The 13,713-nt window shown below is 43.3% G+C and carries 14 protein-coding genes; 2 read left to right on the top strand and 12 right to left on the bottom strand.

Translation table 11 applies throughout. From position 1 onward, the window contains the following. Window positions 1-35 precede the first annotated feature (35 nt). Entirely contained in the window at window positions 36-473 is a 438-nt protein-coding gene (locus AC4CUZ_RS12795) for a hypothetical protein (RefSeq protein WP_224216854.1), read from the top strand. Between the two features lie 65 nt (window positions 474-538). Here the strand turns inward: AC4CUZ_RS12795 and accC are convergent, their stop codons facing one another. From accC to aroQ, 3 genes are read right to left on the bottom strand one after another with little or no spacing between them, the layout of a single operon-like run. Next, the gene (gene accC, locus AC4CUZ_RS12790) at window positions 539-1,900 is read right to left on the bottom strand and encodes an acetyl-CoA carboxylase biotin carboxylase subunit (RefSeq protein WP_005399493.1); all 1,362 of its coding nucleotides are present in this window, start codon (window positions 1,898-1,900) and stop codon (window positions 539-541) included. Between the two features lie 16 nt (window positions 1,901-1,916). Beyond that, a complete protein-coding gene (accB, locus tag AC4CUZ_RS12785) occupies window positions 1,917-2,336 on the bottom strand; it encodes an acetyl-CoA carboxylase biotin carboxyl carrier protein (protein WP_176537684.1) in 420 nt (139 codons plus the stop codon). Window positions 2,337-2,352: 16 nt separating this feature from the next. Then, complete coding sequence (gene aroQ / locus AC4CUZ_RS12780; RefSeq protein WP_205668078.1) at window positions 2,353-2,808, bottom strand: type II 3-dehydroquinate dehydratase; 456 nt, start codon at window positions 2,806-2,808, stop codon at window positions 2,353-2,355. 1,105 nt (window positions 2,809-3,913) lie between these two features. Here aroQ and AC4CUZ_RS12775 point away from each other — a divergent pair. Continuing rightward, window positions 3,914-4,876, top strand: coding sequence for an IS30-like element IS18 family transposase (locus tag AC4CUZ_RS12775; protein WP_004691346.1), 963 nt, complete (start codon window positions 3,914-3,916; stop codon window positions 4,874-4,876). Between the two features lie 94 nt (window positions 4,877-4,970). On the opposite strand, the gene pcaD is transcribed toward AC4CUZ_RS12775, so the two are convergent. The 9 genes from pcaD to benA all read right to left on the bottom strand — a co-directional run bounded on the left by pcaD (window position 4,971) and on the right by benA (window position 13,645). After that, window positions 4,971-5,747 (bottom strand): 3-oxoadipate enol-lactonase, encoded by a 777-nt coding sequence (gene pcaD, locus AC4CUZ_RS12770; RefSeq protein WP_490747684.1) that lies wholly within the window; start codon window positions 5,745-5,747, stop codon window positions 4,971-4,973. Between the two features lie 100 nt (window positions 5,748-5,847). Then, complete coding sequence (gene pcaF / locus AC4CUZ_RS12765) at window positions 5,848-7,053, bottom strand: 3-oxoadipyl-CoA thiolase (protein WP_490747683.1); 1,206 nt, start codon at window positions 7,051-7,053, stop codon at window positions 5,848-5,850. A 117-nt stretch (window positions 7,054-7,170) separates the two neighbouring features. Further along, window positions 7,171-7,827 (bottom strand): 3-oxoacid CoA-transferase subunit B, encoded by a 657-nt coding sequence (locus AC4CUZ_RS12760; protein ID WP_490747682.1) that lies wholly within the window; start codon window positions 7,825-7,827, stop codon window positions 7,171-7,173. A 13-nt stretch (window positions 7,828-7,840) separates the two neighbouring features. Beyond that, window positions 7,841-8,521 (bottom strand): 3-oxoacid CoA-transferase subunit A, encoded by a 681-nt coding sequence (locus AC4CUZ_RS12755; protein WP_490747681.1) that lies wholly within the window; start codon window positions 8,519-8,521, stop codon window positions 7,841-7,843. 27 nt (window positions 8,522-8,548) lie between these two features. After that, window positions 8,549-9,781: a benzoate/H(+) symporter BenE gene (gene benE, locus AC4CUZ_RS12750; protein ID WP_490747680.1), complete on the bottom strand. Its 1,233-nt coding sequence runs from the start codon at window positions 9,779-9,781 to the stop codon at window positions 8,549-8,551. 54 nt (window positions 9,782-9,835) lie between these two features. Further along, window positions 9,836-10,621 (bottom strand): benzoate diol dehydrogenase BenD, encoded by a 786-nt coding sequence (benD, locus tag AC4CUZ_RS12745; RefSeq protein ID WP_490747679.1) that lies wholly within the window; start codon window positions 10,619-10,621, stop codon window positions 9,836-9,838. A gap of 15 nt (window positions 10,622-10,636) precedes the next feature. Further along, window positions 10,637-11,653: a benzoate 1,2-dioxygenase electron transfer component BenC gene (gene benC, locus AC4CUZ_RS12740; protein ID WP_279745116.1), complete on the bottom strand. Its 1,017-nt coding sequence runs from the start codon at window positions 11,651-11,653 to the stop codon at window positions 10,637-10,639. 88 nt (window positions 11,654-11,741) lie between these two features. Beyond that, on the bottom strand, window positions 11,742-12,251 hold the full coding sequence (gene benB, locus AC4CUZ_RS12735; RefSeq protein ID WP_234964140.1) for a benzoate 1,2-dioxygenase small subunit: 510 nt from the start codon (window positions 12,249-12,251) through the stop codon (window positions 11,742-11,744). Then, complete coding sequence (benA, locus tag AC4CUZ_RS12730; protein WP_333656626.1) at window positions 12,248-13,645, bottom strand: benzoate 1,2-dioxygenase large subunit; 1,398 nt, start codon at window positions 13,643-13,645, stop codon at window positions 12,248-12,250. The genes benB and benA overlap by 4 nt, the downstream gene beginning before the upstream one ends. Window positions 13,646-13,713 lie beyond the last annotated feature (68 nt).

Here is a 13,713-nt window from a genome sequence, read left to right as displayed (position 1 = left end):
CTTGTATGAAAAAAACATTACTCGGCATGTTATTCATGTTAACTTCATCAGTGCTTATGGCAAATACGCCAAGTCAGCCTGAGGATACTCAAGCATCAAATCAAAATAATATTCGTGTAACGACACGCCCTGAAATTGTGGGCTTATGGGGAATGGAAATTCCAAATAATCGTAAATGCGTTGAATACTATAATTTTAAAAGTAATAGTGATGTTGTGATTAAAAGTGGGGAAGAATGGTCTACGGGAATTTATGATTACCAGCCATCAACCGACAAAAATGTGCAATTACCTGCTTTGATTTTACAAGTCAAATTTGATAATAACCAAGTGGATTGTTCTGGGTCTCAAGAAGACCAGACTGGTGAAATGTCTCAGTATTTTGTGAAATGGCAAAGTCCATCGACCATTAATTTTTGTGCCAATGATAAAGCACAGCAATGCTTTGCAACACTACGTCGTGTACTACCTTAATTAATTGTTTTATAAATAAAAAAACCGCGATAAATCGCGGTTTTTTTATTTAAGGATCAAGACAGTTATTTATCTTGATTGCCTTCAATTTGCTTTAATAAGTGCTTTTCAAGGTAGTGAATATCCATTGCTTGTTCACAGAATTTTTCATCTTGAAGAATCAAATCTTTATGCAATGGAATATTGGTTTTAATACCGGTCAGAATCATTTCATCAAGCGCTTGGCGCATTCGAGCAAGTGATGTTTTACGATCCTTACCGTGTGCGATCAGCTTTGCAATCATCGAGTCATAGTATGGCGGAATGCTATAGCCTTGATAGATATGCGAATCAAGACGAATACCTGCACCACCTGGCACATAAAAATTCTCAATTTTACCTGGTGAAGGCAAGAAGGTCGTTGGATCTTCAGCATTGATACGGCATTCAATCGCATGTCCTTTGACTTCAACTTGATCTTGTTCAATTTCAAGACCTAAGCCACCAGCAATGCGGAGCTGTTGTTCAATAATGTCAATACCTGTCACCATTTCAGTTACAGGGTGCTCAACTTGAACACGTGTATTCATCTCAATAAAGAAGAATTCACCATCTTCAAACAAGAACTCGAATGTACCTGCACCACGGTACTGCATTAATTTACAAGCATTTACGCAAGCTTCTAAAATGTCAGCACGTGCTTGTTCAGGTAAGTTTGGCGCTGGCGCTTCTTCTAGCACTTTCTGATGGCGACGCTGCAAAGAGCAGTCGCGGTCATAGAGGTGAATCGCGTGGCCATTACCATCAGCAAGAACTTGGACTTCAACGTGACGAGGTGTTTGTAGGAAACGTTCCATATACACCGTGTCATCGCCAAACCACATTTCAGCATCACGTTGTGCAGCTTGAACGGATTCGAGCAGGGTATCGACACGTTCTACAATACGCATACCACGACCACCACCACCAGAAGCAGCTTTCACGATCAATGGGAAACCAATTTCTTTAGCTTCAGCCAGCGCATTTTGCGGTGTAACCGCATTTGCAGAACCCGGTACGGTTGGAACACCTGCTTTACGCATTGCTGTAATCGCAGAAACTTTGTTACCCATCAAACGGATGTGTTCAGGGCGTGGTCCAATAAAAATGAAACCTGAGTTTTCTACAATTTCAGCAAATTCAGCATTTTCTGATAAGAAGCCATAACCTGGGTGAATGGCATCTGCACCTGAAATTTCAGCTGCTGTAATAATGGCAGGAATATTCAAGTAGCTTTCGCTGCTCGCACCTGGTCCAATACATACTGCTTCGTCTACAAAACGTAGGTGCATTAAGTCTTTGTCGGCATCTGAATAGATCCCTACAGTCTTAATCCCTAAAGTTTTGCAGGCACGGGTGATGCGAAGGGCAATTTCACCACGGTTTGCAATTAAAACTTTTTGCAACATTATAAGTCCCCGTCTATTACGCGCGGTAGCGGAATAATGGTTGACCGAATTGGATCACTTCGCCGTTTTTCACTAAAATTTCTTCAACCACGCCGCTTTGCGTTGCTTCAATCGGGTTCATGATTTTCATTGCTTCGATAATACCAAGTGTTTCACCAGCAGTGATGGTTTGACCGACTTTAACAAATGGCGCTTCACCTGGGCTTGGAGCCGCGTAAAACACACCAACCATTGGAGATGTTTCTACAGCACCACGTGGTGTTTTAGCCGCTGGAGCTTGAGCAATAGGAGCCGCCATAGCAACAGGAGCACCAGCTGCAACAACTGGACTACGACGAGTCAGCGCAATCGATTGATCGCCTTCTTTAACTTCAATCGCTTGTAAGTCAGATTCAATCATCAGGTCGATGAGTTTCTTGATTTTACGAATATCCATGTGACAGTATTCCTAATTATGATTGCGTAGAGGGTTGAATTTTAGTGAGAGCGTAATTGAGCGCAGCGCTATAACCTTGAGCACCTAAGCCACAAATAACGCCAACGGCTTTATCTGATAAATATGAATGATGTCTAAACGCTTCGCGCGCATGAACATTTGATAAATGAACTTCAATAAATGGGATGGCTACACCAAGCAGGGCATCACGTAGAGCAACAGAGGTATGCGTGAGTGCAGCAGGGTTAATAATAATAAATTGGACGCCATCCGCTTGGGCTTGATGAATACGGTCGACAATGGCACCTTCCCAATTACTTTGGAAAGCGTCGAGAGAAATTGAAGCATTTTCAGCTTGTGCAATGAGTTGCTGATTGATGTCGTTCAGCGTTAGAGAACCATATACCTCTGGTTCGCGCATTCCTAGCAAATTTAGATTCGGTCCATGAATAACCAAAATGGTCGAACTCATTTAGCTTGCTCCATTTATAAATTGCAATAAATCTTTGCAAGATGGCTGCAAAGTTTGCGTATTATGGCATAAAGTTCTACATTTTTTTTATAGTTTGTTTGAATTGACGTAGATGCTTAGTGCCAAACTTCGGCAATATAATGTAAATTTTGCAAGGAATTGACAATGTTAAAAGATTACAAATTTTCGGATTATTACTCTTTTTTACATTGTAAGCCAAATTGACCAAAAGCAGCAGATTTGTTTCCGTTTTGTGCCACAGGTGCAACTCGAGTCCTGAAAAGAGGTCAACTCAGACTTCTTAGTCGGTAGCTCACTCTACATGAGATCTAGATCATTTCTTATGTAACTAAACTGTATATCAAAATAAAGCTGAAGTTTGATATGGTTTGTATCTGTACATGATCTGATCAATTTATTCCAGCTCTTTTAGTTGGCTTGACGACCATGATCAATTCAGTTGCTAAGCTTTATTGGATCAATACTGAACTTGAAGAATATCACTTTCATCAATTAAAACATAAACTTGTTACGTTAAAATGTATATGGACGTTTTTGTCAGTTGTTAATGTCTATCTAGCTGATGCCATGATCTTTTAGAAAAAAACTGAAAAAATTGGAACAGTAAGAGGAAAATTTAGGTTTCCAACGGTGCTTTTCAGCATCCTCTTGGTTGAGAAATTTTGCCGTTAAATAAGCAAAAGACTGTAGAAAAATTGCTGAGTAGCAGAATGTATTGAAAAAATATCCTCCTATTGCGTCAGGGCTTTTGCTGTGCGAGAAAATTTATAAAAGAAAAGAATTGGCTATTTTGCTCATTTTAACTGGGTAGATTCGGCTTTACATGATGGGATCTAGTGAGTTTAGGATTGGCAATAAGTGAAATTCCGGAGATATGATATTGCAATCATAATAATTTCAGTTTGTTTTATATACAATTTTTGAGTTTTGATGATTTTAAGAGGAAAAATTAAATGAGCCAAAGCCAGCATATTTTTAATCGCAGATTCAAATCCCAAGTGCAACACATTTGTAGTTAGTTGAAAAAGTTAGGTGTATTCATAGAATCATTAGACTTTTTCAACTCGTAATTGGAAAGCACACAATGAAGAAATACACCCAACTTTCTCAAGATGAAAGATACGAAATTTATGCTACTTTGAAAAGTAAAAGTTCAATCGCTACCCTTGCTCGGGAATTAGGACGTTCACGATCAACCATCTACCGTGAATTAAAAAGAAATACTGGGCAACGTGGATATAGAGCTCAACAGGCAGCTAAATTTGCAAGTCAAAGACGGTACCGTCCTTCATCATCAATGACAGCATTTGCCTTCGCTTATATTGATTATTTGATTGGTTTGGACTGGTCACCCGAACAAATTTCAGGTGCTTTAACACAACGCGGTTGGCTGGATGTACCTTCACATGAGTGGATTTACCAGTACATTTATCAAGATAAATCAAAAGGCGGTAAACTTCATCTACATTTAAGGCATCAGAAGAAATATCGAAAACGCGGTTACAAAAACACGGATCGTAGGGGTCAAATCATTGATAAAACAAGTATTCACTGCCGACACCAGGTCATTGATCAACGACAACGTTTAGGAGATTTCGAAGGTGACACGGTGATTGGTAAACATCATAAAGGTGCTTTATTGACTCTCGTTGATCGAAAGAGCCTGTATGTACATATTGTTCATTTAGGGCCAACAAGAGCATCCTCTCAAACGATTACTTGTGCATTAGATCGTTTACAAATGAGCCATGCTTATAGTGTGACATTTGATAATGGCAAAGAATTTTCCGAACACAAAAGAATTACTGATGCTGGCATAGAGACGTATTTTGCTGATCCTTACAAGTCTATTCAGCGAGCTAGAAATGAAAATACGAATGGTTTAATCCGTCAATATCTGCCAAAATCATCATCGTTTGATGGCGTGTCAAACGAACAAATAGAGCAGATAGAATTTGCACTCAACCATCGTCCTAGAAAAACACTAGGTTGGTATACACCGAGTGAAGTTATGGCTGGTTTTTATACTGTTGCACTTGCCGCTTGAATCCGCCAATAACTATTTTTACGCACTCCTATCATTTTTTTTAATAGGAAAAAAACAGCCCATGTTGGGCTGTTTTGCGTTCAGATCTAGCGCATTAAGCAATAAAGTCTAAGATAGCCTGATTGAAGGCTTTGGGCTGTTCGATATTTGAAATATGAGAGGCATCGATTTCAAATAGGGCACTACTTCGGATGTGATTCACCATGTACTGTGCATCTGAGACTGTTGTTACGGGGTCTTTACGCCCTGCAATAACAAGTAAAGGTACGTGAATGCTTTCGAGTTTTTCACGTAAATCCGCTTTAGCCAAAGCTTCACAACAACTCGCATAACCTTCTGGGCTGCCAGCACCTAAGTCGTTTGAAAGCGCTGCTACAGTTGCTGCGTTGCTTTGGATAAAGGGTTCGGTAAACCAACGGTTTGCAGCCGTCGATGCAATGGGTTCTAAACCTTGGGTGCGTACTAATGATGCGCGATCATTCCATGCCTGTTCATTGCCAATTTTGGCAGAGGTATTACATACAATGGCACGGTGAAAACGTTCAGGTTTATGAATGACTAACCACTGACCTGTAAGTCCGCCCATTGAAATGCCACAAAAAATGGCTTTCTCAATATTTAAATGGTCCAATAAATGGATCAGGTCTAGACCAAGTTGTTCAATATCATAAGGCCCTTGAGGCGAAGAAGACTGACCATGCCCGCGAGTGTCATAGCAAATCACAAAATAATTTTTCTGGAAAAAAGTAATTTGTGGTTTCCACATGTTGAAGTTTGTGCCTAGCGAGTTTGAAAAAACGATCGCAGGATTTTTGGGGTCACCAAAGGTCTGATAGTGAATTTCGGCATTATTTGAAGTAAAACTTGGCATATACTTTTCCTTAATTCATTAAAAATTTTTGAGTGTCTCTACTGTTGTTATCAGCAAAACGTGTTATGAGCAGAAACACCTCGTCAGATCAGAAGAAGGGTTAAACTCGCTGAATAATCATTGCAATACCTTGACCGACACCAATGCACATTGAACATAGCGCATAGGTGCCACCGGTTTGTTCCAATTGATTTAATGCTGTGGTGACTAAACGTGCGCCCGATGCACCCAGTGGATGACCAATCGCAATCGCCCCACCATTCGGATTCACTTGTCTCGTATCGTCTGCCAGACCGAGGTCACGGGTAACGGCCAGTGCTTGTGCTGCAAAAGCTTCATTCAACTCAATCACATCCATCTGCTCTAATGTCAGATTAGCTTGTTTGAGGAGCTTCTTGATGGCAGGTGCTGGAGCAAAGCCCATGATGCGTGGTTCAACCCCCACTGCTGTTGAAGCAATGATTTTGGCACGCGGTTTAAGCTGGTATTGCTGAATCGCTGCTTCTGAAGCAATCAGTACAGCAGCCGCACCGTCATTGATGCCTGATGCATTCCCCGCAGTGACGGTGCCTTCAGCTGTGACGACTGGCTTGAGTTTGGCTAAACCTTCTAAGGTGGTCGATGCACGTGGATGTTCATCCGTGTCGACCACAATCGGATCACCCTTACGCTGAGCAATACTCACCGGGATGATCTCATGTGTAAAAAAGCCTTGAGCTTGCGCGGTTGCGGTGCGCTGTTGACTCGCCAAGGCAAACTGGTCTTGATCTGCGCGATCAATATTAAATTGTTGTGCTACGTTCTCCGCGGTTTGCGGCATGGTGTCTACACCATACATTGCTTTGAGCTGAGGATTAATAAAACGCCAGCCCATAGTGGTGTCTTCAATCTTTTGACTACGGCCATATGCGGTTTCTGATTTACCCATCACAAAAGGTGCACGAGACATACTTTCCACACCACCTGCGATGATTAAATCTGCTTCGCCGGCTTTAATTGCACGCGCTGCCATGGCAATCGCATCGAGTGATGAGCCACATAAGCGATTCACCGTTGTGGCTGGAACTTCGACAGGTAAGCCTGCAAGCAGTGCAGACATGCGTCCGACATTCCGGTTGTCTTCTCCCGCTTGGTTGGCGCAGCCATAGATCACATCATCAACTTGTGTCCAATCTACACTTGGATTACGTTGTATTAAAGCTTGAATCGGCACTGCACCCAAGTCATCGGCACGCACTGGAGCGAGTCCACCTGCATAACGTCCGAATGGGGTACGGATGGCATCGATGATATAAGCGTTTTTCATATCTATTCTTCTCTTAATCCTCCCTTAATCCCTCCTTTAAAAAGGAGGGAGACCTACCGCACTTGATGCTAGAGAAGTCCCCCTTTAGCAAAGGGGGATTTAGGGGGATTCAAATCATTAATTCTGTTGTGTCGCATCCACCAACGGAGCACCCGTCATCGCCTGCAATTCTGCAAAGCTTAGACCGTCGACTTTTTCAATCACTTTTAAACCTTCAGCAGTGACATCAATCACACACAGGTCGGTGTAAATCCGATCCACACACTTCAAACCTGTTGCTGGGTAGCTCAGTTCAGCCACGATCTTTGGTTCACCTTGTTTGGTCACATGGTCGGTGGTAATAAAGACTTTCTTGGCACCGACAGCTAAGTCCATCGCACCACCGACGGCAGGAATCGCATCGGGCGCACCAGTATGCCAGTTGGCTAAGTCACCATTGGCTGCCACTTGGAAGGCACCAAGCACGGCAATATCTAAGTGACCGCCACGCATCATGGCAAAAGAGTCACCATGATGGAAAAAGGCACCGCCTTGCAGCATGGTCACATATTCTTTACCCGCATTGATCAACTCAGGGTCCTCTTGACCTTTTTCAGGCGGTGGACCAAAAGCCAATAAACCATTTTCAGAATGCAGGAATACGTCTTTGTCGCTTGGAAGGTAGCTGGCAATCTTGGTTGGTAAGCCAATCCCGAGATTGACATACGCACCATCGTGGATATCTTGTGCCACACGTTCTGCAATTTGGTTACGGCTGAGTTTTTGATAGCTCATGATGTTCTCCCGATTACACAGCAACAGGTTCAGGTTGAACCTGTACCACGTGTTGAACAAAAATACCTGCGGTGATGATGTGTTCAGGGTCTAATTCACCCAAGTCCACCACTTCTGAGACTTGAGCAATGGTCACACCAGCAGCCATCGCCATAATCGGGCCGAAGTTACGTGCCGATTTACGGTAAACCAAGTTACCCCAACGGTCGCCTTGCTGCGCTTTAATCAGGGCAAAGTCAGCTTTGATTGGATATTCCAACACATAATCTTTACCGTCGATGTGACGGGTTTCTTTGCCTTCAGCCAATAAGGTACCGTAACCAGTGGGGGTGAAAACTGCACCGAGTCCCATGCCTGCGGCTTGAATACGACAGGCCAAATTGCCTTGAGGGACCAGCTCTAACTCAATTTTGCCTGCACGATAGAGTTCATCGAAGACCCAAGAGTCGGACTGACGCGGGAAGGAACAGATGACTTTTTTCACGGCACCTGCTTTCAGCAGCTTGGCTAAACCATAATCGCCATTGCCTGCATTGTTGCTAACAATCGTGAGGTCTTTAATGCCGAGTTGAATTAAGCCATCGATCAGTTCAGCAGGCTGTCCTGCTGTACCAAAACCACCGATCATGATGGTGGAGCCATCCTTTATTTGCGAAAGTGCTTCTGTTAAAGAAGTTGAACTTTTATCAATCATAATGTTGTCCTAGGCACAGCGTACCTATTAACTTTTAGAACTTGGATTGGAGCTTGGAGTTGAAGCTAAAGCTGAAACGTCAGGGCTGCGTTTGGTTAAAATTAGATGCGCAGTTAAACCAATAACGATGCCCCAAAAAACGGAACTTAGACCCAAAAAATGCATACCTGAAGCTGTAGCTAAAAAAGTAATGAGGGCAGAATCTCGTTGAGATTCATCTTTCATGGCGACAGCTATATTGGTTGAAATCGCACCCAATAAGGCCAAGCCAGCCAATGCGGCAACAAGCTCTTTCGGCAGCAAGCTGAAGAGCAGAACGATACTGCCTGCAAACAAACCACCTAAAATATAGAAAATGCCGTTAGCAACGCCTGCGATATAACGCTTTTCTTTTAACTCATGCGCATCTTTGCCCATACACAGTGCAGCGGTAATGGACGCCAAAACGATGGTGATACCGCCGACACATGCAACAGCTAAAGACGCAATACTGGTGGTGGTGATAATCGGCTTGGCAGGCATGTCATAACCACTCAGTTTCATGATGGCCATGCCCGGTAAAAACTGTCCTGTCAGGCTGACTAAAATCAAAGGCAGGGCAAGGTTTAAGGTTGAGTGCCAAGTCCATTCAGGGCTAATGAACTGAGGAATAGCAAGTTGGAAATCTAAACTCACCGCATTCATTTCACCAAGCCCAAAGCTCAAGGCCACACCTGAAAGCAGTACCCAAAGCATGCTATAACGTGGTGAAATTCGTTTTGCGACTAAAAAGACAAATAGCATGCTAAACACAATAATCGGCATACTGTTAGTTGCGCTAAACAGACCTAAACCAAACTGAAATAGAATACCTGCCATCATCCCAGCAGCTACTGACTGCGGAATCCATTTCAATAATTTATCGAAGTAACCACTGATTCCGATCAGGAAAATCACCAAGGCTGAGGTAATATAAGCGGCTACAGCTTCATTCAGGCTAATATTCGGGAACAGCGTGACCAACAAAGCCGTACCTGGCGCAGACCATGCTGTAATCACAGGGACTTTAAACTTAATGGAAAGAAAGATCCCTGCCACGGCTGCTCCAATAGAAATACCCCAAATCCATGAAATCATCATGGTCGGGGAAACCTGAGCTTGTTGCGCAGCCTGAAAAAAGATAATGAGTGGCCCTGAATAGGAAATCAGCACGGCCAAAAATCCTGCGACAGTGGCTGAAATAGACCAATCTTCTTTCAAAGTTTTAAACAGGGTAGCCATTCATTTGCCTCCATGCAGACATGATCCTGTATATAAAAGTAATGTAACGATCAATTAGCCTTGATCGCCACCGCCGACAGGAACAACTGTACCTGTCATATATGACGAATCATCTGAAGCAAGGAATACAATCGCATTCACTTGTTCCTGAATCGTGCCATAACGGTTCATAAAACTACGATCAATAGTTTGATCGACCACTTGTTGCATCCACGACTTTTCATTTTCAGATAGTGGATTTGCATTACGCGGCACTTTACGCGGCGGTGCTTCGGTTCCACCCGTAGCAACTGCATTCACTCGGATCCCATCTTTAGCATGCTCAAAAGCAAGTGATGCAGTAAGGGCATTGACCCCACCTTTGGAAGCCGAATAGGGCACACGGTTGATACCACGAGTCGCTATAGAAGACACATTTACAATCGTACCTTTCTGATTTTTAATCATTTCAGGTAAAACAGCGCGACAACACCACAGCGTTGGGAATAATGAGCGATTGACTTCTTTGATAATTTCTTCTTCAGAAAACTCTTCAAAAGGTTTCATCCAAATTGCACCGCCGACGTTATTGATGAGCACATCGACACGGCCATAGACTTCAAGTGCTTTGTCTACAGCACTTTGAGCACCTGCGAAGGTTTCAAGGTTGGCTTTGACTGTTATTGCATCACCTTCTTTTGCTTCAATTTCTGCTAATGTTTCATCGACATAGTCAGATAAGTCGGCTAAAACAACTTGCGCACCTTCGTCAGCCACTTGGAGTGCAACACCGCGACCAATGCCTTGAGCGGCACCAGTCACAATCACGACTTTGTTTAAAAATCTTTGACGATCAGACATGATAAGTGGCCCCAATCAGTTTGCGGAGAATTTTTCAAACAGGAAGTTTGCAGGCTTTACGCCTTCGCTATCTAACCAACCACGAACAGCATCAACCATAGGGACAGGACCACAAAGGTAGACATCAACATCACCGCCATTGAGCCATTCATTGTCAATGTGCCCAGTCACATAACCTTTACGCTCATGTGCAGAGTCTGGACTTGCAACCACGGTACGGTATTCAAACCATGGAAGTTTAGCTTGGAGGGCATTGAGCTGTTCTAAAGCAACTAAATCGAAGTCATTGGTAACACCAAACACCAAACGAACAGGGTGTTCAGCGCCTTTTTCTTCTAAAATCTGCAACATAGACATAAAAGGGGCAATACCTGTACCGCCTGCAAGCATGACAACAGGACGAACCACATTACGCAGGTAGAAGCTACCAAATGGACCAGTAAAGGTCATTTTGTCGCCCGCTTTGGCAGCGTTACTTAAAAAGCTACTCATTTTGCCATTCGGCACATTACGTACCACAAAGCCCGTTAAACGGTTGCCCGGTTTCGAGCTAAATGAATAGGAACGAGTCTCTGCTGTCTCTGGAATGCCGACGTTGACATATTGACCAGCAAGGAAGTGAATGTCAGGTTGACCTTCATCCAACTGAATATCAAAAGTAATGGTCGATTCTGATAAGTTTTCAACAGCGACTAAAGTGCCTTGGTACTGGTGAATTTCGGTTTTGCAGACTTCAGATGAAGCTTGAATTTGGAATACGGCATCCGAGCTTGGACGGCATTGGCAAGCCAAAATATAGCCTTGTTCCGCTTCTTCTGGTGTTAACGCATCTTCGATATACGTCTCTTCAGGCATGTCATAACTACCAGATTCGCAAAAAGCGCGGCAAGTCCCACATGCACCATCACGGCAGTCTAGCGGAATGTTAATTTTTTGGCGGTAAGCGGCATCTGATAAAGACTCACCTTGAGTCACTGTAATAAAACGCGTTACGCCATCTTCAAATTGAAGTGCAACATTGTGGTTTGACATGGCTGAATATCCTTTAAAAACGTTGAAACTTGGAACTCTCAGCCAAAACTCCATTTGGCTGAAAGCATACTAAGGATGTGTGGCTAATTTAGAGGTGATAAACATCAATCACTTGGTTGATATAGTCGTTTTTCAGAACCACGTATTTACTTAAAATTTGTGGTTTTTCACCTGAAAAATCGATTTCATAACGCGACATACCAAAGTAGCTATAACTGGTTTTGTAGCGGAAGCTCAGCGTATTCCAGTTAAAACGGACGGTAACTTTATCGCCATCACGCTCAATCATTTCGATATTGTTCACATTGTGACAAGTACGTGTGTCTGGCATGGTGGCAGAGGAGCGTTCAGTTTTAATGCGGAACACACGGTCTTCTAAACCTTGGCGGTCTGGGTAGTAAATCAGGGAAATTTCAGACTGCGGATCCGTAGTCAGGGTATCGTCGTCATCCCATGCAGGCATCCAAAACGATGCAGAAGGGGCATAGCATGCGAGCCAATCGTCCCATTGCTCATCATCTAAAAAGCGTGCTTCTTGATACAGAAACTGACTGACTTGTTCGATGCTAACGGTATTGAGTGTTGTAGGAGCATTCATGCCACTTCTCCTTGTTCATTTGCAGTTTCAACAGCCAGTGCTTTTTCATTGGCAATTGCAATTTTCATCATGTCCAACCAGTGTTGGTGCTGAGCAAGGTAGAGGCCTTCATCTTCAGTTTTGACACCTGAAAGTTTTGGTTTTAGACCAATTTCATTGGCAGCATCATCTGGACCATGAATCCAATGTTTTGAACCGCGGCACATATCATTCCATTCCAGCTCAATGCCTGCGTAGCCCGCTTGGCATGCACGGAATTCTTCTAAATCATCTGGTGTAGCCATACCTGAGGCATTGAAGAAGTCTTCGTACTGGCGAATACGGCGCGTACGAGCTTCCGCGTTTTCACCTACAGGTGCGATACAGTAAATGGTGACTTCAGTTTTATTGACTGAAATTGGGCGAAGTACGCGAATTTGTGAACCGAACTGATCCATCAAATACACATTTGGATAAAGACATAAGTTACGTGAACGCTCAATCATCCACTTCGACATTGCTTCGCCAAATTTTTCAGAATATTCGTCGGATTTCGGGAAGTTTGGACGGTCTTCTGGGTTAGCCCATTGTGTCCAAAGCAGCATGTGACCATTGTCAAAACCGTATGAACCACCGCCTTGTTTACCCCAAGCGCCTGCGCTCATGGCACGGATGTTGTCACCCGCTTGTTTTTCTTTACGCTGTTGAGTGGTCGCTGCATAGTTCCAGTGTACCGCGGAAACGTGATAACCATCTGCGCCATTTTCTGCAGTGAGTTTCCAGTTGCCTTCATAAGTGTAGGTAGATGCGCCACGTAAAACTTCAAGACCTTGTTCAGACTGATCCACAATCATGTCAATGATTTTACTGGTTTCGCCTAAGTACTCTTCTAAAGAGGGAACATCCGGATTTAAGCTACCGAACAAGAAACCTTTATAGTTGCCAAAACGTGCAACTTTTTTCAGATCGTGTGAACCTTCGTGGTTAAAACAGTCTGAATAACCTGCATCTGCTGGATCCTTCACTTTTAAAAGTTTGCCAGAGTTGTTAAATGTCCAACCGTGGAAAGGGCAAGTATAGGTTGCTTTATTGCCACGTTTATTACGACAAAGCTGTGCACCACGGTGTGAACAAGCATTGATCATGGCATTGAGTTCACCATTACGGTTACGTGCAATCAGAATCGGCTGACGGCCAATATACGTCGTGTAATAGTCATTGTTATTTGGAATTTGGCTTTCATGTGCCAAGTAAACCCAGTTACCCTCGAAGATATACTTCATTTCTAGGTCAAAAAGGGCTTGATCAGTAAACACTGAACGATGAAGTTTGAATTCGCCTGTTTCAAAGTTGTCGACAAGTAATTCATCGATACGATCGAGATGGCTAGTATTAATAACTGGGATACGTGGCATGTCCGTTCTCCGACTTTCCAAAAGTGAGGAAGTCCCCGAAATGCGACTTTGCAGTGGCTATTTCGGTT

This window comes from Acinetobacter sp. 789_lipA, from assembly GCF_058242845.1.
Note: the sequence above shows the minus strand (reverse complement) of the source record. Positions and strands in the feature narration are given on the sequence as shown.